The sequence below is a fragment of the Chryseobacterium oncorhynchi genome (genome assembly GCF_002899895.1).
GTDB lineage: Bacteria > Bacteroidota > Bacteroidia > Flavobacteriales > Weeksellaceae > Chryseobacterium > Chryseobacterium oncorhynchi.
This window is the reverse complement of the sequence record NZ_PPEI02000006.1, coordinates 179,231-200,190: the sequence shown is the minus strand read 5'-3', so window position 1 is coordinate 200,190 and position 20,960 is coordinate 179,231. Positions and strand designations below refer to the sequence as shown.

Genomic DNA, 20,960 nt, shown 5'->3' with positions numbered 1-20,960 from the left:
AACAGCGAGCGATGAAACACTATTCATTCATCTTATTTTATCTCTTCTGTAACGTTTTTATCTATGCGTTTCAGGGAAGCTTTTGGGTGTATATGGCTTGTTTTCTTGCTTTTTCTGCTGTAGTTGTTTGGGGATCATTCGCTATTGAACTGGGATATTTTGTCAACAGTATTACCCATAAACGTACAAAAATCAAGGAAATTGCTCTGACTTTTGATGATGGACCCACCGAGTTTACACCGAAGTTTTTAGATTTACTCAAAGAACAACAGATAAAAGCAACTTTTTTCTGTATCGGAAAGCAGATTGAAAAATATCCTGAAACATTTCAGAGAATTATTACTGAAGGCCACACTATCGGAAACCACACATTAACCCATTCTAAATCAACAGGCTTCTTATCCACTTCCAAAATGATCGCAGAAATTGAAAACTGTGATAAGGTGATAAATAATGTTGGAAACATACAGACCAATTTATACAGACCTCCTTTCGGGGTTACCAATCCGAGTATTGCAAAAGCCATTAAGCAAACTCATAAAATAAGCATCGGCTGGAACGTCCGTTCTCTGGATACCATCATTGATGACGAAAAGAAAATCTACAAAAGAATTACTAAAGATTTAAGAAAAGGGAGTATTATTCTACTCCATGATACCTCAGAAAAAACGTATCGTGTACTGGTAGATTTATTAGTATTTTTGAAAGATAAAAAGTACTCAACATTTACCGTTGATTCAATTACAAATTCAAGAAAAAAATGATTAAAAATATTGCTCTAGGAGCATTTTTACTGATATCCGGTTTCTTTTTTGCACAAAATACAGCCATGTCGGGAGCCGAGGCCAAAGCATTTGTGTCAAAAGTTTCCTCAGAGACCAAGGAAATCAAAACATTGCAGAGTGATTTTACCCAAACCAAAAAAATGGACTTTTTGGATAAAAGCATTGTCACCTACGGAAAAATGTCTTTACAAACTCCTAATATGCTGAGCTGGAAATATACAAAGCCTTATCAATACAGCATTGTTTTTAAAAGCAATAAGATCTTCATCAATGATCAAGGGAAAAAATCTTCTGTGGATGCTAAAAGCAAAACCTTTGAAAAGATCAATAAACTGATTGTAGGAAGTTCAAACGGAACCATGTTCAATGATCCTGAATTTACAGTAACCTACTTCAAGAATGGAAATTACAATGTAGCTAAGTTTGTCCCAAAGACCTCACAACTGCTGAAATACATCAAACAGATTGAGCTTTATTTCCCAAAGAACCAGTCTACGGTTTCTCAGGTTAATATGACGGAGGCTTCAGGTGATACCACGAATATTGTTTTCAAAAACACAAAGATCAATGCTTCAATTCCTGCGTCAGAATTTACTTTGTAGCCTGTTTCTATTACTGGTAGTTTCCTGTAAAACGTATCAGCTAAGTGATGTAAAGTCAGTTTCAACAACTGAAAAGACTGTTGAAAATCTTTATTTTTCATCTACTGAAGATTATGTTTATAAATGTCAGATGGACATTTATAAAAATCACGTAAGCGGAATCCTTATCATCAAAAAATTAAACGAAACGACACACCGTGTCGTATTAACCTCTGACTTTGGCAATAAGCTGATTGATTTTGAGATTTCGGACAATAATTTTAAACTGAATTATGTACTGCCCGATCTGGATAAAAAAATCGTCATTAATTTTCTAAAAAACGACTTTCAGCAGCTATTGAAAAAACAATATCCGGTAAGTGAAAGCTTTGAAAATGAAAGCTCTAAAATCTATCTTTCAAGGATTGACAACAAGGGCTATTATCTATTCTTCAACAAGGAAAATGGGCTACTGAAACAGATCATTTACACCAAAAACAACAAGGAGAAAATCGATTTTACATTTGGGGCAAAAAAGCATATCTTCGCGGATAGCTTAAATCTACAACACAAGGATTTCAAGATCAATATAAAACTATTTCAAATAACCGAAACTGAATAACTTCTACATGAAAAAAATATATTTCTTGCTTTTTGCACTGATCTCGAGTTTATCTTTTGCCCAGGTAACTTTTAATCCGGGAATCAGATTAGGTGCTAATATAGCACACCTATCTGACGGACCTGCACAAGATTACTTTTATTATAACGATAATCAGGGATATCACTATGGAAGCAATGCTTATGATATCAAATCAAAAGTAGATTTTTATATTGGTTTTCAGGCGAATATCCGATTTGCTAAGTTCTATGCTCTTCAACCGGAAATTTATTATACTCGTCAGGGAGCAAAATTTGAAAGTCAAAAATCTTCCGTAGCGTCTAAAACCGTCACTCTTTCTTATGTAGGAGGAGCTGTTGTAAATAAATTTTATTTTGATAAATTTAATATTCATTTCGGCCCTACTTTAGAACTTTTGACAGATCACAAAGAGATTGATTCTCCTACAGATGCAGATCTTGGATTGCTGTTTGGCGCAGGATATGATATTACAAAAAATATTGGTGTTGAAGCCAGAATTAAAAAAGGTTTTGTACACATTAATAATGATCATACCAATGTAACATTTCAAGCAGGGGTTTACTATACATTTAACATGAAAAAATAATTATGCAGACCATTCTTACAGACTTTTATACTTTAACATCATACGAAAAAGCAGAAAACGGAAGTTTTATTGCGCATATCAACTTAAATAAAGATCATGATATTTTCAAGGGCCATTTTCCGGGAAATCCTGTGACACCTGGTGTTTGTATGATGCAGATTATTAAAGAACTGACAGAAGAATTTACAGGTTCAAAATTATTCTTAAAAACGGCGTCGAACGTAAAATTCATGGCCATTATCAATCCTTTTGAAACTCCGGATCTGAAACTTCAATTGGATATTACTGAAAATGAAGAAGATGTTAAAGTAAAAAACATAACTTCCTTTGGCGAGACTATTGCATTGAAATTGTCTGTAAGCTATAAAAAATTAACGGCATGAAACTTATCTTCTCATTCGTAGCGGCATTTATTTTTTTCTTTCAGTCTGACATAGAAGCTGTGAGAAACAGCTATGCCAAGGCCAACGATTCTGCAGCCAATACTGAAAATTTCATAGGAATTGCAGAAAAGCAATCAGGTTCTGATGCAGTCACTTTAGGTTATAAAGCAGCCGCAAAGATCATGGAAGCAAAGGTTTCCAAGGGAAATAGAAAAGCCCTTGTAAAGACTGGAGCTACAAGTCTTGAAGCTATTATCAAAAGTAATCCTAATAATGCAGAATTACGTCTGATCAGATTAAGTGTTCAGGAAAACATTCCTAAAATTGTGGGTTACCGAGGTAGTCTAAAAGATGATAAGGCTTTCCTACTGAGCAATTACAACAAACAAAGTACAGCCTTGAAAAATTATATCAAGAGGTTTGCATTGCAGTCTAAAACCATTACCGAGGCTGAAAGAGCCACTTTAAAATAATATAATGTCCCTTGCTGAAGTACAAAATGTGATTTCTGAAAAGAAGATTTGCGTTTTAATACCTACCTACAATAATGAAAAAACCCTTAAAAGGGTAATAGACGGTGTTTTGAACTATACCGAAAGTATTATTGTGGTCAATGACGGTTCTACCGATTCTACTCCTCAAATTCTTGCTCAATATCCTCACATTACCACCATCTCCCTACCTGAGAACAAAGGAAAAGGAAACGGATTGAAAATAGGCTTTAGAAAAGCTAAGGAACTGAACTATGATTATGCCATAACCATTGATTCTGACGGCCAGCATTATCCCGATGATATTCCTGTATTTGTAGATGCTTTGCTTCAGGAAAACGAAGAGGTACTATTAATTGGAAATAGAAATATGTCCCAAGATGGTATTCCAAAGAAAAGCAGCTTCGGAAACAGATTTTCTAATTTTTGGTTTTGGTTCGAAACAGGAATTAGGCTGGAAGACACTCAATCCGGTTACAGGCTATATCCTTTGCACAAAATTCCAAAGAAATATTTCACTCCAAAATTTGAGTTTGAAATTGAGATCATTGTAAGGACTGCATGGAGACATGTTCCTGTAAAAAATATTCCTATCAAGGTGCTATATGATCCCGCAGAACGTGTTTCACATTTCAGGCCGTTTAAGGATTTTACAAGGATCAGTATCTTGAATACGATTTTAGTAACGATCACTCTTTTTTATATTATTCCGAGAAACTTCGTGAATAACTTCAAAAAAAAAAGTTTTAAAAAATTCATAAAGGAAGATGTATTGGAAAGCGATGGTAGCAACCGTACAAAGGCTTTTTCCATTGCCCTTGGAGTCTTTATCGGGCTATCTCCATTTTGGGGATTTCAAACGCTATTAGTCATCAGTTTATCTGTTCTTTTCAAGCTGAATAAAGTTCTTGCATTCGTAGCCTCCAACGTGAGTCTCCCTCCTTTCATTCCGTTTATTATTGCCGCATCATTGTTTCTTGGTTCCCCGTTTGTTCATGGAGACAGTAATGTTTTAAGTCAGGATCTTAATTTTGAGCTCATTAAGAATAATCTGCTTCAATATGTTATTGGAAGTTTCATCTTAAGTACGACTTTGTCTGCTTTAGCAGGAATAAGCACTTTTCTATTTCTGAATAAACTGAATCCGGAAAACAATTAAATTACGAATAAAGAAAAGCCCCGAAATATAGTATTCCAAGGCTTTTACTTCCTAATTATTTATTTTACTATTTTGAAACGATAATCTTCTGAGAATAGTTGATGGAATTACCGCTTATTTTTACAATATAAGTTCCATTAATTAATTGACTGGCATTAATGGTAGTTTGCTTATTAAGGTTAATATTTTCCGTAGAAATCAGCTTACCTGTAAAATCATAGATAGAAACAGTCGTGATTCCTGAAAGATTCATTCCTGACGGAGTTTTTATGGTAAATTCATTTCTTACCGGATTTGGATAGATTGAAATACCCTTAGAGTTTGATATCTCTTTCACTGCCAATGTTTCACAATCTGCAGGAACTGTAAAGTCCTCTACCTGATCGGTGATGTCCGGTAGTGGCTGACTGGCTCCAAATACCAATCCGCCCAATGCACCGGCAGAAGCATTTACTCCTAAACCTCTTTTAGCAAATGTATTCCAGATAAGACATTTGTTTTGTCCGCCTGTAGAAGCTAAATCAGCAGCTATGATAGCATCTCTTCCCTGTACAAAAGTAGGATTACACTGTTGTAGCTTAAGAGCGTCCATTACCAACTGTAAAACTTTTGCACTTCCGCTGTTAGGATCAGCTAAAACATTACTGCTATATCCATATTTTTCTACATACTTCCAGTTAAGATCCCAAAGCATTGAAGCCCAAATAAATCCTATACTGTGAACATCCGGCACTGTAACTGCAATACCTAGAAAACTTCCGTTGGTTTTCATACCGTTAGTTCGTCCGTAAGTGTAGTTATTAACCGCGAAATCAGGAGAATATCTTGCGGGTCTTATTCCGCCCCCAGTTATTCCCTCTCCGGAAGTAAAGGTTCCTATTCCTCTTGCTATGGACGCATTATCACCCGGTTTGGTAGTCATCATCAAGGCAAAGAAGTCAGACCATCCTTCTCCCATCTGTTCATTGGAAGAGATATAAGATAGACAAGAACTTCCTGTACCTGTAAGACGATTGGATATTCCGTGCCCATATTCATGGCTTATAATTCCATTATCTAAACTTGCATCTTTATAAACAGCCTCTGTTTTCAATGTTGCATTTACAACTACTCCATTGTTTATTTCACTCACCAAAAATTCGCCTTCTGATTTTCCAACCATGATGGTAGGAATTGTAATAGTAGCATCTGTACCACCAAGTCCTACAGGCTGATCACTATTTGGATGATATTGTATCACTCCTATTGCCCCTGCATTTTGCAGATTTTTTGTTTTAACAGCAAACCCACACGTAGCAGCCGTTACTACTGCAATTTTTCCGGTAAGGCTACCAGCAGTAACTGCAGTACACGCATCTGCAGGGGTTGAAAGGGCTAAATCCCCTGTTACAGGAGGACTACCTATAAGCTGAGGACCGAAGTTAGCCGTTCCTGCCGCCGGAGTTCTATTCAAATAGCTTGCTGGGGAGTTATAATAAAGATATCTTGCTCCATTCGGTACAAATAGAAACATCTGCATTCTTCCGCTGGTACCATCTACACCAGGATTAAAGTTTGCATTATTTATACCACTTCCATCACGTGATTCAGCAAGAACAGGATCATTACCCGCTCCACCATTCGTAAAATTATTGGTTTGGTAATTTCTTGCAGACTCTGTAAATCCAAATTTATAAAATACATCGTGCATTTTATTGGTTGTATAAAATAAATTGGTTACTGCTGCAGACGTATAGTTTTGTTGGCCTAAGGTAATATCCATTGGGAAATCAAATACTCTGCTTTCTCCGCCGTCTGGTGAAAACTGCGGAGAATTGGTATTGTTTTCATCAGTATATGCAAATGCATTATTACCTCTTGTTATTGTATAGTGGTTGGTTCCGTCAGAATGCCATCCTTCCGGAGAGGCCGTCAGGTCCCAAGGGTTATTCAAAAGGCTACGGCTTCCAAATGTAGGAGCTTCTACCGGAAACGCCAATACATTATAAGATGCATTATCAGGCGCTAAAACAAGATTGGAATATTCTTTTGTTTTACTTAAATTACTTGGAAAAACAGCTGCATGAGCCCCATGATTATGATTTTCATGCTCCGAAGAGTGTTGATCGTAAGCATCGTCATGGAAACTGCAGGAAAGGGTTGTATTTTCCTGATATAGAATAGAACCATCTTCTGTACTGATAATAGTATTCCAGATATTGCTTGTTCCTTTTTCTTCAATAGTAACCTGATAACCAAGTATCAACTCTCCTCCTTTAGCAAAATATACAGTATTTGCCTTTAAAGGCCCCTGTTTGCCATCAATATTCTTTGCTGAAGACAAGCCATTCATCTTTTTGGCAGCATCAGCAATTAAAGATTCTTTTCTTGAACTTTCCTTGCCTTTAACCGCTGAAGGGTATGTTTTAATAAAGGTATCTGCAAAATTCAGAACTTTCCCGTCCCTGATCAAAACGTTAGCAGAGCTTCCAAAAATAGGATAGTTGTTGATCGTTTGCTGGATTCCTACAATATCACCCTTTAAACTTTGAGAAGGGTCAATATTTACAATTTTAAAAGTCTTCAGCTCCGGATTCACTCTTTGGAAAGCCCCTTTTCCAGAATTTACATAGTCTTTGATTGTTTGCTCATATTTTTGGGCAGAAAATACCCCAAAACTGAAAAATGAACAAAGCAGCAGAAATTTAACACTAAGTCGAATTTTTTTCATGTGTAATACTTAAAATTAATAAATGTGATTAATCAGTTAGTGTCAAAAAACACGAAATGTTACATTATTAATAAAAATATATTTTCAAAATGAATAAATTCGCAATAAAAACAACTATAAAAGGAGTTTACAATTAATTGTTTATTTTTTTAATAGCCTTATTTAAATACTTTTCAACTGTTTTCTGGTCCGGAACTGTTGTTATTTCCTTAGTAAGTGCTTTTTCAAATTCAGACTTTGCCTTTGAATACTCTTTTTTCTGAAAATAATATTTTCCTGCCACAAAATATCCTTTCCAGAAATCCGGATTTAAGGACTGATAATGAGCAATAAAATTATCTGAAAGTATTTCCTTATTGTGAATGGCATCATTAATTTTAGAGCTTATCTGCCTGTATTCCTCATAATTTTTAAACTCCTGTGAATCTGCAAAAGGATCCCTTGCAATATTAAGTTGTGATTTTGAGAAATCATTAGGTTTCAACCCCTGATCTGAAAAGATTTCATTAAGATCATAACACACGAATTCTCCCAGTTGATAAGGATTGGAAGACACCCAGACTAATTTTTTCTGAGGCGAGAATATCACAGCATGATGGGCCAAAAGTTGGTTCAAGGCTTTTTCATTTCCATACCCTATGCTTTCATCTTTTAAACCGGATCTGTTCCTTAAAATAGAAGCCATTTTCTCAGGATTCAGCTTTTTTTCTTCCTGTAAAAGTTCTTGTAATTTTTCATAGCGGTAAGCAGAATGACTTTCCTTGATCTGCTTCTGATTTCTTGCATCATTTTTATAGGTATCAGACTGAAAATGATTGGTACAAAATACCTTACTTGTATTCTGTACTTTATATACTCCGAAATTTTTCGGTGAAACTTCAATGATTACTGCATTTTTATCATGGGCACTTCCCACCAGAATTGATTCTGAGACAAAAACGTTCCTTTTTTTTACAATAGCAATGGCATCATCTATATTTTTTGCATATTGAAGAATCTCCCTTGTTACCAGAGAAATAGGAGTCTTTGCTGTTAAAGGAATTTTTGATTTCCCTGCATTAATGGTCACTGTAATTCCTTCTTTATTCATTCCGGAAACTACGCCAATCATCCCCGGCCAGCTTACGGACATGTAGGGAATTCCATCTTCCGGTTCTACAAATTCAACCAGCTTATTTTTGGAAAAGTCATCTCCCACATAAAAATCAAAGTTTCTTCCAATCAATAAATCTCCATCTTCTGTATTTTCATTCCACACAGCCAGAGAGGTACATCCAACCATCGCCAAATCCTGCATGGCGTGTCCGATATCGTGTGCACCGTGCAGATAAAGATTTCTCAGATACTTGGAAGCAATAAAATCATATTGGTTGGAAGAGTATTGTGACAAACCGTATAATTCTGCCTGATAGTCTTCTCTTACGTTGAGATACATTTTTCTGTTGTACCATTTTAAGAAACCATTCAAAAGTTTCTGCTTAAATCTTGACGGAACAAAACCCTCTACTTTCGAGAAGAAAATTTCCTCCTGTTTTTGCATTAAATCCTGAGTTAATGCTCCATTATTATAACCTAGCTGCAAAGGATTTCCTTTAATATAAAGCTCCCAAAGCTGTTGCTTATTTTTGGTCAGAAAATTCTGATTATAGCTGAATGTGGTATCATTGATTTTATTCACTTTTGGAATTTCCAATGAATATTGCTTTACCTCCGGAAGATGGTTAACAGACTTTGAAACCCCGCATGAAATCAGGATAAATAAAGGAAATAAATAGATGAGAGATCTTATATAGGGAAGATAATTCGTATTAGTTTTTTTCACGGTGGTTTTTATTAAATCATTTGCTCCAGACGTTTGTCTATGGTTTCTTTTCCCAGAATTTCAGCACAGGTATTGAATGCACCGATGGTAACGCCCAAAATCCCATGCATATTCACTGATTGACCTGTCAGAAACAGATTATCAATTTTTGTGCGGGGAGAAACCATTGTTTTAAGCGGGTTATCCGAGTTTTTCATGTATCCGTACATATTTCCATCAAAGCTGCCGATATAGTCCCGATAAGACAAAGGAGAAGAGGTGTATACGCTTTTAATGGCATGCCGAAGATCAGGAATTTTCTTTTCCAGAGCCTCAATCATTTTTTCAGCTTTTTGAAGCTTAAATCGATCATATTGCTCTCCTCTTTCATGTTCTTCGGCTACTGTATTGAATGTGCTTTCCCATTTTTTAACCTCATCAAAATCCATATAGGAAATAGCAGTGAGACTTTCTGCAAACTCCGGATGATGTTTTGAGGGGGTGGAAGAAAGCATATAGGTTTCCGGCCAAGCTTCTTTTTGGTAACGGGATGCGTTCCAAACCTGTTCTTCTGAGGAATAATGATAAAGATTATAATTAAAATTAGGAAAACATTGAGGTTTTAAAATGATATAAACACTGAAGCATGATGACACTGGCTGCCAGCTCAAAACCCTGTTCAGAAAGGATTTCTTCAGCCTTTCTTCACCAATGAGCTTCATGGTGGAGCGAATCTCAATATTTGAAATAAAGCGCTTGGCGGTATATTCTTTTCCTGTAACTGTTTTTACTGACGTTACCGTATTATTTTCATTGAAAACAAATTCAGAAACTTCGGAATGTTTATGGACGTCAGCACCATATTGACGTAGCTTTCTAATAAGCAGCTTTGAGATCTGGCTTCCTCCTTTCACACATTTATAGGCACTCTGAATGTAGGAATTTACCGTTAAAGCATGAACATAGAAAGGAACGTTTTCAGAATCTCCGGCATACAAAAAATTAGAACCTAGCAGAACCGATTGAAGTGTTTTATTCTGGGTAACGGATTCTATAAACCTTTTGGTATTTAAGTGCAGGATTTCTTCATTATAGTTGTCTTTCCCCACTACATTATACCTTGGAAACTGGCTACAAACGTATTGAATTTCTTCACAATAGCTCTCCAGATTTTCCTTTTCTTCCGGAAAATGTACAGATAGTTGTTCTACAAAGTTCTGATAGCCTTGAGCATGTGGATATTCTATTGTATTATCTCCAAAGGAAATTCTGTCATAACCGTCTTCATCCATCTTTTGAAGCTCCAGTTCATCCATGATTTCCAGATAGGAGAAAAAGCGGTTTAAATTCTGTCCCTTTGAAAGTCCTCCCAGATAATGAACGCCGGTATCAAAAATAAGTTTATCTCTTGAAAAGGTTTGTAGATTTCCTCCATACTGATTGTTTTTCTCCAGCACACAAACCTTCAGACCCTCCTTTGCTAAAATAAGAGCCGAAACAAGACCTCCCAATCCACTGCCGATTACAAGTATGTCATAGTGTTTCTTCAAAGGAGAATGTGTTTTTTAAAAAATTAAGAGTGTTCAGAATTAAGAAACCATAGATTACTTTGTTATCAATATACGAAGAAAACTATTGAAACTGTATTATTTTAATTCTTAATAATCTTAATGACTTTGAGTTTTTTATTAGTTTTTAGAGGGTAAAAATAGAAAAATTAATCAACATCATCCCAAAAATCAAAATAATTGAACCATTGAAGAGGATATTTCTTGATCATCGTTTCAAGATTTTGAACATAGGATTGTAAAAGCCCCTGTGAATCACGGTTTTTGATGTTCTGTGCTACTCTTGCATATAAGTGATAATGAAGATTGTTTTCTTTCATCACATAAACGTACACGACAGGAACCCCCAGTCGGGAGGCAATGAGGAATGGTCCTGCCGGAAATTTTGCACTTTTCCCCAACAGATCAGCCTCAAGGTATTTGGATCCCTCAAAGTAACGATCACCGGTAAAGCAGATCAGTTCATTGTTTGACAAGGCTTGATTGATCTCAAAGATATGCGACATATCTTCTTTTACGTAGATGAATTTGATATTACTTTCTTTTACAGCAACACTTTCGAGATACTCTTTAATCACTGTAACCTCTTGATCGGTAGTCACTAAGTTAATTTGACAATCAAAATCAATGTCTGCAAAGAAATGCTCTGCAATTTCAAAATTCCCGATATGAGCACTGATAAGAACGCCTCCTTTTTTGGCTGCCAAAAGATTTCTGAGATTTTCAATACCATCAAATTCATAGGTATACTTGTCTCTCAACCCCGCAGAGATCGCTGTTTTGTCAATCAGAACTTTTCCGAATGTAAAATAGCTGTTAAAAATGGAGCGCTTGGCTTTCCAATAACCGTAGTTTAATCTTTTCTGAAAATAATAACGAATGTATCTGTTGCTTTTCTTCTGAAACAGAACGTAATAGGAAGCTACAAAATAGAGTATGAAATATGAACTTCTGATCCCGATATTTCTAATACACCAAACGAATATTCTGTATCCCAGTACCGTTCCTTTAGATTTACCTTTCCACTTGTTCATAAATAGAATTTACTAATATAACAGTATACCAATGTAATAATATCTTTGAGTAGACTCTCATATCATTACATTGGTACATTTTAAAGAATAGATTTACTTAATAACTATGCGTTTTTTTCAGCAATCTTATTTTCAATCGTTGTGTAGAAGTCATTAAATGTCACCATTTTCTTGAAGTCGGCTTCTCCTAATTTCACTCCGAAATTAGATTCAATCACTACTACCATATCGATATAGTCCAGACTGTCTAGGCCCAGTGTATTTTTAAGGTTGGCATCATTACTGATTTCATCTCCGTCAACTTCAAATTCGTTTACTAGAAAATCATTAACAATGGCAACAATTTTTTCCCTTTCCATGTTTTTAATCAAATTTTTTAACTATTAGTGCAGAATTGGTTCCCCCAAACCCAAAAGAATTCGACAAAAATACATCAATTTTTTGATTTTTTGTTTTGGAGACTAAATTTATCTTTTGTGCTTCATTATCAGGATTTTCCAAGTTGATATTGGGAGCAACAAAATCATTCTGCATCATCAGAATTGAGTAGATAACTTCACTTGCACCCGCCATCCAGCACTCGTGTCCTGTCATGGATTTGGTAGAACTTACCGGAACTTCACTTCCAAAAATCTCATATATTGCTTTTGCCTCATTAGCGTCGCCAATGGGTGTGGAAGTTGCGTGAGCATTAATATAATCTATGTCTGAAGCTTTTAGTCCTGATTGCTTCAGAGCTCTATCCATTGCTAAAGCCGGACCATCAACATTTGGGGTTGAAATATGTCCTCCGTTTGATGAAAAGCCATATCCTATAATTTCAGCAAGAATAGGTACTCCTCTTCTTTGTGCAGACTCCAGGCTTTCAACAATTAAGCTGGCTGCTCCTCCACTGGGAATTAAACCATCTCTTTCTGTATCGAAAGGTCTTGATGCTTTTGTGGGCTCATCTTCTCTGGCTGAGAAAACACCCAATCCATCAAAGCTTGCCATGGAATATTTATTGGTTTCCTGAGCTCCTCCACAGATAATCATATCCTGAAAACCATTCTTGATCATCATATAAGCAAGTCCCAAGGAATGCGAACCACTTGCACAGGCTGCACTGATGGTAAGGTTGATCCCTTTCAACTTGAAAATTGTAGAAAGGTTCATCGTCACTGTTGAATTCATTGATTTAAAGATCGCTCCAGATCCCATCAATGTAGTATCTTTTTTTTCCCTTGCAATGTCGATAGATTCTACAACTGCCTGAGAAACGCTGTCATTTCCGTATAAAATCCCAACTTCATGGGTATCTAAAAAGGATTCGTCAAGATTCGCCTGCTTCAAAGCATCAGTGGTAGCAAGATAGGCATATTCACTCTCTTCCCCCATACTGACACGCTGGCGTCTGTTCAGAAGATTCTTTAAGTTCGGCTTTGGAACAACCCCTGTTAGGCCTGACCTGAACCCGAATTCTTTTCTCTCCTGATCTAAAATAATACCGGATTTTCCTTGGTATAGGGATTCCCTGACTTCTTCTAGAGACGTCCCAATGCAGGAATAAATCCCCATTCCGGTAATCACAACCCTATTTTCCATTTGTTTATATTGAATTTAACAATGTATCAGTCTAGCCATGTAATAATATTTTTTGAGGTTCAATCAACATTTGTACACTGGTACATTGGTATATTGTTAGATTATTTATGAGTAAATTCCGCCGTTAATATTAATCACTTCTCCTGTAATGTATGAAGATTTTCTAGAGGCTAAAAAGGCTACTAAATCAGCAACTTCTTCTGCTTCTCCAAATCTGTTGGCAGGAATCATTGCTTTCAATTCTTCCTCATTAAACTCCTGGGTCATATCTGTTCTGATAAAGCCCGGAGCCACTGCATTTACTGTAACATTTCTTTTTGCCACTTCCTGAGCAAGAGCCTTTGTAGCTCCTACCAAAGCACCTTTAGCAGCAGAATAATTGGTCTGACCGGCTGTTCCTTTTACTCCGGAAACGGAAACCATATTGATGATTCGTCCGTATTTGTTACGAAGTAATTTCTGAATAAAGAAGTTGGTTACATTGAAGAATCCATCTAAACTGGTATTGATTACACTGTTCCAGTCTTCTTTTTGCATCCACATAAACAAACCGTCTCTTGTAATTCCGGCATTATTAACGATAACTTCTACCAAAGCCTCAGGATTTCTCTCCTGCCAAGCCGTTAAAACAGCTTGTGTTTCTTCGGTATTTCCTACATCAAATTTAAGAATTTCTCCTGTAGCTCCAAGTTCTTCTACTTTAGCCAAAGTTTCTTTTGCTGCAGCTTCGTTTGAAGTGTAGTTGATAAGGATATGATAGTTTTTCTCTTCAGCCAGTTTTATACAGATCGCCCTCCCGATTCCTCTGGAGCCTCCTGTTACAATTGCACATTTCATGCGTTAGTGTTTATTTCGTTTTTAGTTTTTTTAAGTTAGCTTATTCCTTGTTATTTATAGACAATTCATCATAGTCAACAATTACATTGCCTTTAAATATTTCTTTACTTCCTCCAAATATGGATACATCACCATATCATCAGAGAATGCAGGAATAATTTTTCTGATCTCATCATATAATTCTTTGGTAGATGATGATACTTTATCCTGGAAACCAAGATATTCAACAGCCTGAATGATCGTAATCGCCTCAATAGCCAATACTTCAAATGCATTTTCGATAACCTTTCTGCAGATAACCGCTGCATTGGTTCCCATGCTTACGATATCCTGATTATCATTATTATTCGGAATACTGTGAACATACATAGAGTTGGACAGCATCTGGCTTTCTGCGGTAGTAGACGTTGCTGTAAACTGCACACCCTGCATTCCAAAATTGAACCCTAATTTACCTAAATTTACAAAAGGAGGCAAGATTTCGTTGATTTTAGCATTCAAAAGATAGTTTAACTGTCTTTCTGCAAGCATTGTAAGTTTAGTTACTACAATTTTAAGTTTATCCATTTCCAAGGAAATATAATCCCCATGGAAGTTTCCTCCGTGGTAAACATGTTGATCTTCCACATTGATAATCGGATTATCATTGGCAGAATTGATTTCATTTTCAAGAACTCTTTCAGTGTATTCCAATGTATCTAACACGGGCCCTAAAATCTGAGGAACGCATCTTAGGGAATAATACTCCTGTACCTTTTCCTTAAATACTTTTTCCTGTTCTTCAAAATGGGTATATAAGTGATCTTCTCTTTTTCTGATCAGTTTACTGTCTGCGAGGTGTGCACGCATTCTTTCTGCCACTTTCTGCTGACCGTAATGTTTTTTTGTTCCGTTCAACGCTGCTGATAAGTGGTCATCATAAGCCTGTACAATCTCATTGATTGCACAAGAAAGTCTAAGAGAAATATCTGTTAACTGATTAGCTTTATATGCATTCACGATACCAATTCCTGACATCACGGAAGTTCCGTTCATCAAAGCAAGTCCCTCACGGATTTCAACTTTGATTGGCTCTAATCCTTCGGTTTCAAAAATTTCTTTTGTTGATTTTCTTTCTCCTTTATAGAAAACCTCTCCCTCTCCAATCAATACCAAAGCAAGGTGAGCCAACTGCACAAGATCTCCACTTGCTCCTACTCCTCCGTGTTCAAAAATCAATGGCGTAATATCTCTGTTGATCAGCTCCTGAAGAAGATAAATCACAGATTCATGCACCCCTGAATTTCCTAGTGATAGGGTATTCAATCTTGCCAGCATACAAGCTTTCACTTCCTGAGCAGGCAAAGGGTTTCCAATACCTGAAGAATGGCTTCTAATCAGGTTATACTGAAGCTGATGAGTATCTTCATCACTGATCTTGAATTGAGCCATTGGCCCAAAACCGGTATTCACACCGTATATTACTTTATTTTTTGAAAATTCCTTTAAAAACTGAAAACTTTTATTCACTCTTGACAAAAGTGATTCATCCAGTTCTATTTTTTCATTCCCAATGATAATTTTTTGAAAGTCTTTCAGTTCTAAAAAGTTATTTATTTTCATCAATTAAAAGTAATAGTTGATAATTTTGTAAAATATTAATTATTTGTCACTAATTTTGCGGCAAAGATAAAAGTTATTATTAAAATAAAAAATCAAAGATGGGCAAAGAATTTGTTGACGTTCTTGTAATCGGAGCTGGACCTTCCGGATGCGTGTCTTCTTCGTACCTAAAGAAGAACAACGTCAGCGTAAAAGTTGTTGAAAAAACAAAGTTCCCCAGACTGGTAGTTGGGGAAAGCTTAATTCCGAGAGTGATGGACCACTTTGATGAGGCCGGACTTTTTCCTGCATTAGACAAAATGGGCTTTGAGAAAAAGCTGGGAGCACGTTTTCTTCGTGGTGATGAAGTTTGTATTTTTGATTTTAGCAACAAGTTCGGGGAAGGCTGGGACTGGACCTGGCAGGTTCCAAGAGCTGATTTTGATAATACACTTGCTCAGGAAGTTATTAATAAAGGGGTTGATCTTGAATTCGAGTCTGAAGTTATAGATATCAAATTTGAAGGAACAGATTCTATCACAACAGTAAGGAATAAGGATGGAGAAACTAAGGAGATCCATGCCAAGTTTGTGATTGATTCTAGTGGCTACGGAAGAGTATTACCTCGTTTATTAGATCTTGAAAAACCATCAAAACTATCTCCCCACTCTGCTATTTTCTCTCATGTACAGGACACCAACAGAGAACCTGGTGAAGAGGGCACTTTGATTTCCTTTGATATTATTGAAACTGAAGTTTGGCTTTGGGTAATTCCTTTTTCCAACGGAAATACCAGCCTAGGAATTGTAGGGCCAACTGATTATATTGAAAAACTTTCCGAAGGCGGAGATACTGCTGAAGCTTTAAGAAAGGCAATTTCTCTTTCGGATTATTATGTAAAGCGTTTTGGTGATGTAGAGTTTCTTTTTGAACCAAAACATTTGAAAGACTATTCTTGTTCTGTAAAAAGCTTATTCGGGGACGGGTTTGCATTAACGGGGAATGCTTCTGAGTTCCTTGATCCTGTTTTCTCATCGGGAATGGCTTTTGCTACAGAATCAGGGATGCTAGCTGCAAAACTGGCATTAAGACAATTAAACGGAGAAAAAATAAACTGGCAGACTGAATACACAGATTACATTCTGTATGGTGTAGATGTTTTTACAACTTATGTAAAGGAATGGTATACTGGAAATCTTCAGGAACTCTTCTTCCACCAACCGGAAAACCCTGATGTAAAGAAAAAAATATGTGCTGTTTTAGCAGGATATGTCTGGAATAAAGACAATCCATTTGTGAGAAAACATGATACGGTTATCAAGAACCTTGCAAACCTCATCAAACTGGAAAAACAGGAACAACAAAATCAACAATAAAAAAACGGTCTGAAAATTCAGACCGTTTTTATTTTATTTTAAAGATTTCTTTATTTTCTTTCCCAGATATCTTCCGGCAGATTCATAAGCCCCGGCAATTCTACCATACTCCATCACAATCTCATCATTATTAACAAATCTATCAAACTTATTGAGTTCTACTTCCGCTAAAACTACTGAATGATTGTTTGTTTCCACCAATTTTATTGTACTGTTAATTTCTGCTGTCATCATCGTTAATCCTGCATGCCAGCCCGGAAATATCCATTTTGTTTCCAATAACAAAGTATATTTTGCTGAACTGTCTTTTTTAAATAAAATATCTTTGTAAGTCTTATTCAGACCTTTTGTAAAATAATTGATATACTCTTCTTTTTTGTACCTTTCCCATTCTGAGATCCACATGTTCCACGCTTTTTCTCCTCTTTTGGGATTATCCAGAACTTGTTTTTTTCTGTTTTCCAAATATTGAGTTTCTGTAATATTTTCTTTCATAAATAATACATTCTCAAATTTAAGTTCTACATTAACTTCAGTCTGGTCTTTTAAGACTTCAAAACCACCTGAAACAAGATTCATACTTTCCTGTCCAAAAGCTGCCGTTGTCATCATAACTAAGAACACTAGCAGAAATAATTTTTTCATAATTATAGCTTTATTATATAAGCTGGCAAAGATATTATAAAAAGTGATTTGTGTCCTTTTGTTACTTTAATTTAATCTACCTTAAATCTATAAATGTAATCGGTTTTCTACTGTTTGGGTTAAAGACTGTTTTGGATAAAATATTAAAGTCTATTACTTCAATCTTGGGACTTACCCTCAATTTTGCACGGAAATGGTCTCTTACTTCATTTACAAAGTTTTCATTTTCCTGCTCTGTACTTACCTTGATGATAATTTCATCCAATCCTATTTCGTTGGACTGAATTACAATCTGATAGCATAGAATATTATTAAAATCATTCAGGATGTCGTTCATTGCCGGTGGGTACAACGTTGTTCCTTTGTACTTGATCATCTGCTGTTTCCTTCCAATGACAGGTCCCAGCCTCATTGTATTTCTACCACATGGGCATGGCTCGTAGTGAGCTTTTACAATATCTCCGGTTTTGAATCTCAATAAAGGAATTGCTTCTACACCCAAAGTCGTAATAGTTAATTCACCACTTTCGCCCTCTTTCACAACATTTCCGTCATCATCCAGAATTTCCGTAATGATTAGTTCAGGGTGATGGTGACCTCCAATCTGGAATTCACATTCTGTAAAAGCAGTACTCATTTCGGTGGAAGCATAGGTAGAAAAGAGTTTAATATTCCATTTTTCCTTGATCTTTTGAGAAAGAATATTATCTGTAAAATCTTGGTTCTTGATACTTTCTCCGATACACACAGCTCCGTAAACACTCGAATTTTTGTAATCCAATCCGTGCTTTTCTGCATAATCGATCATCTTAAGCAAGAAAGACGGAACGGTAATCAGGTATTTTGGTTTGTATCTAAAAATAGAGTCCCATTGCAATTCCGGAATTCCTGGCCCCATTCTGACCACACTTGCCCCCATTTTTCTTAATCCCAAAAAATAGGCAAGCCCCGCCATAAAGCGTTTATCAATTGTAGTAATCATCTGCACTACATCTCCTTTCTGAATTCCTGCACAAGCAAAGGATATTGCTTCATTGTAAGCAAGCCTTTCAAGATCCCCGTCAGACAAACCAAAAGTTACCGGATCTCCCAAGGTTCCTGAAGTGGTACTATAATCTACAATCTTATCTGGTGAAATACAGAAAAAATCATGATTATGCTGCTGTAAATCATTCTTTGAGGTGGTAGGAATTTTTTGCAGATCTTCCAGAGTACGGATCTCTGCAATGTTGATATTATTTTCTGTAAACAGCCTCTGATAAAAAGGTGAATTACCCTCAAGATAGGCCAAAAGCTTCTGGAGTTTTTCTTCCTGAATGGTTTTTATTTCCTGAGTGCTAGATTTTTCGATGAACGGATGAAATTCCAATGATTTTAATTTTAAGCAAATTTATTAATTTGTAGAATGTTTTGATGTAAAATATAGTAACGATTTTCAGTTGTGGGTTCATACTGATGTTGATTGGTGATGAAAATCCCGGATCATTACATCATTTTATCTTTGAAATATAAACGTTTGTATGTTTGTATTTCCTGCCGTATTCACTGTTGTCACTTTCAAGGTATGCTCCCCTGATCCTTTTGGACATTTTTCATCAAAGATATAGATGAAATCATCCTTTACACGGGCAAACCTAAGCCATTTCCCATCAAGCTCTGCCCGAAATGAAACAATATCACCAATTTTTGTATTCCCTTTTAAACGTAAAGTGCCACCGTTAATGACTGCACCGTCTTTCCATCCAGAAGAAACGGAAGGTAAGCCATTATCTACTATCAGTTTTGCAGTACCTAATCTGTTGAACTGTCCTTCTGCCTGATCGCCATTCCATTTTCCTTTTATCACGTCAGTATCGCTTCCATAATTGAGAGAAATAACTACTTTATCTTTCTCTTCTTTGGTTAATTTTCTGTTGGGTTTTATTTTCAAAGTATAATTATCATGAACAGGAATGTAGGGACTATTTAGCACAATCACATTGGAAAGAGCATCTGCATCAGGTTTTTCATACATATTAAAGTTCACGGCATCATAAACAGCATTTTTGCTGAAACCAATCTCTGCATTCTCTGAGGTAATTGTTTTTCCATCATTGGGAAGAATGGCTTTTGTTGTGGAAGCGATCTGATCTCCTATTTTACTGAGCTGAACTTTTGTGATTAATCTGCTGGTATTTCCTTTTACATCTTTTAAAACAATTTCAATATTATGAACTTCCTCATCCTGGAGATTAATAATTCCCGAAAGATTAGGAATACTATAATCCTTTAATTTCATTCCCGGCAATGTAGATAAATGCTGAATCCCTATTTTATCTCTGATAAATTTGGTATAATCTATACAGCCATTCAGATAACGGGTATCATCATAGCTTACTTTATCAATGGAAAAACTATAAATCAATTTTCCATCCATCAATAATTCTGCCTGATAAATACCTAGATTAAATCCTTGATTGGCTTTATCCACCGCTTTAATTCCAAAACTTATTGTGGGAGAATTTACTCGAACAATATCTGCTGTATAAGTGCTCCCTAATTTTTTTACAGTAACTCCATTAGCTCCGGGTTCGTACGTACTAAAACGACGATCATACCAATACAAGCCATTGATAATGGGTGCTACAGAATCGGGAATGGCAAAACCAAAAAGCAATGGATTGAGACATTCTTCTGTTTTGGTGTTTCTTATTTCAAAATGCAAATGTGGGCCAGCCGAACCTCCTGTATTTCCACTCAAAGCAATCAATTGCCCTTTTGCAACCGGAAACTGGCCAGGTTGGAAAGTAATATCTTGCTCCCACTTTTCTTCTTTGTACTGTCTTTCTTTTACATATTCATCCAGCTTGTCAAAATATTTGTTTAAATGAGCATAGACCGTTGTGTACCCATTAGGATGGGTAATGTACACGGCATTTCCAAAGCCATATCGTTCAACTTTTATCCTACTCACATAACCATCTGCCGCCGCCACTACAGATAAATTTTCCTGACTGTTGGTTCGTAGATCCAACCCCATATGAAAATGATTGGTCCGTACAGCCCCAAAGTTGGCAGCCAGCTGCATGGGAATATTCAAGGGATTACGGAAATAGTTTTGTGGATAGTTGGTTTGAGCTTGTGTGATGGTACTATTAATGAAACAAATAATAACCATCAGTTTACAAAGGATTTTCATACAGCATTTGGGTTTAGA

At 36.1% G+C, this 20,960-nt stretch carries 19 protein-coding genes; 8 read left to right on the top strand and 11 right to left on the bottom strand.

Annotated elements, in window-relative coordinates; all coding sequences use genetic code 11:
- Positions 1–11 precede the first annotated feature (11 nt).
- The 7 genes from C1638_RS18780 to C1638_RS18750 are packed head-to-tail and all read left to right on the top strand — an operon-like array spanning position 12 to position 4,628.
- Positions 12–764, top strand: coding sequence for a polysaccharide deacetylase family protein (locus C1638_RS18780; RefSeq protein ID WP_109623486.1), 753 nt, complete (start codon positions 12–14; stop codon positions 762–764).
- Complete coding sequence (gene lolA2 / locus C1638_RS18775) at positions 761–1,387, top strand: flexirubin biosynthesis/transport protein LolA2 (RefSeq protein ID WP_109623485.1); 627 nt, start codon at positions 761–763, stop codon at positions 1,385–1,387. The genes C1638_RS18780 and lolA2 overlap by 4 nt, the downstream gene beginning before the upstream one ends.
- Complete coding sequence (gene lolB2, locus C1638_RS18770) at positions 1,353–1,988, top strand: flexirubin biosynthesis protein LolB2 (RefSeq protein ID WP_109623484.1); 636 nt, start codon at positions 1,353–1,355, stop codon at positions 1,986–1,988. Before lolA2 ends, lolB2 begins: the two co-directional genes overlap by 35 nt.
- Positions 1,989–1,995: 7 nt before the next feature.
- Positions 1,996–2,595 carry an outer membrane beta-barrel protein gene (locus tag C1638_RS18765; protein ID WP_109623483.1) on the top strand — a complete coding sequence of 200 codons (600 nt, stop codon included), beginning with the start codon at positions 1,996–1,998 and terminating at the stop codon, positions 2,593–2,595.
- Positions 2,596–2,597: 2 nt separating this feature from the next.
- Positions 2,598–2,978 carry an ApeI family dehydratase gene (locus C1638_RS18760; RefSeq protein WP_109623482.1) on the top strand — a complete coding sequence of 127 codons (381 nt, stop codon included), beginning with the start codon at positions 2,598–2,600 and terminating at the stop codon, positions 2,976–2,978.
- Positions 2,975–3,451, top strand: a complete 477-nt coding sequence (locus C1638_RS18755) for a hypothetical protein (protein ID WP_109623481.1) — start codon at positions 2,975–2,977, stop codon at positions 3,449–3,451. The genes C1638_RS18760 and C1638_RS18755 overlap by 4 nt, the downstream gene beginning before the upstream one ends.
- Before the next feature lie 4 nt (positions 3,452–3,455).
- Entirely contained in the window at positions 3,456–4,628 is a 1,173-nt protein-coding gene (locus tag C1638_RS18750; RefSeq protein WP_109623480.1) for a DUF2062 domain-containing protein, read from the top strand.
- A 67-nt stretch (positions 4,629–4,695) separates the two neighbouring features.
- Here C1638_RS18750 and C1638_RS18745 read toward each other — a convergent pair whose 3' ends face one another.
- The 8 genes from C1638_RS18745 to flxA form a co-directional block, all read right to left on the bottom strand.
- Entirely contained in the window at positions 4,696–7,338 is a 2,643-nt protein-coding gene (locus tag C1638_RS18745) for a T9SS-dependent M36 family metallopeptidase (RefSeq protein WP_109623479.1), read from the bottom strand.
- A gap of 133 nt (positions 7,339–7,471) precedes the next feature.
- Complete coding sequence (locus C1638_RS18740) at positions 7,472–9,160, bottom strand: C45 family autoproteolytic acyltransferase/hydrolase (RefSeq protein WP_109623478.1); 1,689 nt, start codon at positions 9,158–9,160, stop codon at positions 7,472–7,474.
- Between the two features lie 11 nt (positions 9,161–9,171).
- Complete coding sequence (locus tag C1638_RS18735; RefSeq protein ID WP_109623477.1) at positions 9,172–10,689, bottom strand: phytoene desaturase family protein; 1,518 nt, start codon at positions 10,687–10,689, stop codon at positions 9,172–9,174.
- A gap of 167 nt (positions 10,690–10,856) precedes the next feature.
- The gene (locus C1638_RS18730; RefSeq protein ID WP_109623476.1) at positions 10,857–11,741 is read right to left on the bottom strand and encodes a lysophospholipid acyltransferase family protein; all 885 of its coding nucleotides are present in this window, start codon (positions 11,739–11,741) and stop codon (positions 10,857–10,859) included.
- A gap of 104 nt (positions 11,742–11,845) precedes the next feature.
- On the bottom strand, positions 11,846–12,100 hold the full coding sequence (locus tag C1638_RS18725) for an acyl carrier protein (protein ID WP_076357177.1): 255 nt from the start codon (positions 12,098–12,100) through the stop codon (positions 11,846–11,848).
- 4 nt (positions 12,101–12,104) lie between these two features.
- Positions 12,105–13,325: a beta-ketoacyl-[acyl-carrier-protein] synthase family protein gene (locus C1638_RS18720; protein WP_109623475.1), complete on the bottom strand. Its 1,221-nt coding sequence runs from the start codon at positions 13,323–13,325 to the stop codon at positions 12,105–12,107.
- Between the two features lie 105 nt (positions 13,326–13,430).
- The gene (flxB, locus tag C1638_RS18715) at positions 13,431–14,162 is read right to left on the bottom strand and encodes a flexirubin biosynthesis SDR family reductase FlxB (protein ID WP_109623474.1); all 732 of its coding nucleotides are present in this window, start codon (positions 14,160–14,162) and stop codon (positions 13,431–13,433) included.
- A gap of 81 nt (positions 14,163–14,243) precedes the next feature.
- Positions 14,244–15,764 (bottom strand): flexirubin biosynthesis tyrosine ammonia-lyase FlxA, encoded by a 1,521-nt coding sequence (gene flxA, locus C1638_RS18710; RefSeq protein WP_185140446.1) that lies wholly within the window; start codon positions 15,762–15,764, stop codon positions 14,244–14,246.
- 98 nt (positions 15,765–15,862) lie between these two features.
- Here flxA and C1638_RS18705 point away from each other — a divergent pair, with 98 nt between their 5' ends.
- Positions 15,863–17,119 carry an NAD(P)/FAD-dependent oxidoreductase gene (locus C1638_RS18705; protein ID WP_109623472.1) on the top strand — a complete coding sequence of 419 codons (1,257 nt, stop codon included), beginning with the start codon at positions 15,863–15,865 and terminating at the stop codon, positions 17,117–17,119.
- 33 nt (positions 17,120–17,152) lie between these two features.
- Here the strand turns inward: C1638_RS18705 and C1638_RS18700 are convergent, their stop codons facing one another.
- The 3 genes from C1638_RS18700 to C1638_RS22735 all read right to left on the bottom strand — a co-directional run bounded on the left by C1638_RS18700 (position 17,153) and on the right by C1638_RS22735 (position 20,942).
- Complete coding sequence (locus C1638_RS18700; protein ID WP_109623471.1) at positions 17,153–17,764, bottom strand: hypothetical protein; 612 nt, start codon at positions 17,762–17,764, stop codon at positions 17,153–17,155.
- A 76-nt stretch (positions 17,765–17,840) separates the two neighbouring features.
- Positions 17,841–19,133: a flexirubin biosynthesis putative acyl-CoA ligase FlxY gene (gene flxY / locus C1638_RS18695; RefSeq protein ID WP_109623470.1), complete on the bottom strand. Its 1,293-nt coding sequence runs from the start codon at positions 19,131–19,133 to the stop codon at positions 17,841–17,843.
- Positions 19,134–19,259: 126 nt separating this feature from the next.
- Positions 19,260–20,942 carry a M23 family metallopeptidase gene (locus tag C1638_RS22735; protein WP_109623469.1) on the bottom strand — a complete coding sequence of 561 codons (1,683 nt, stop codon included), beginning with the start codon at positions 20,940–20,942 and terminating at the stop codon, positions 19,260–19,262.
- Between the last annotated feature and the right edge of the window lie 18 nt (positions 20,943–20,960).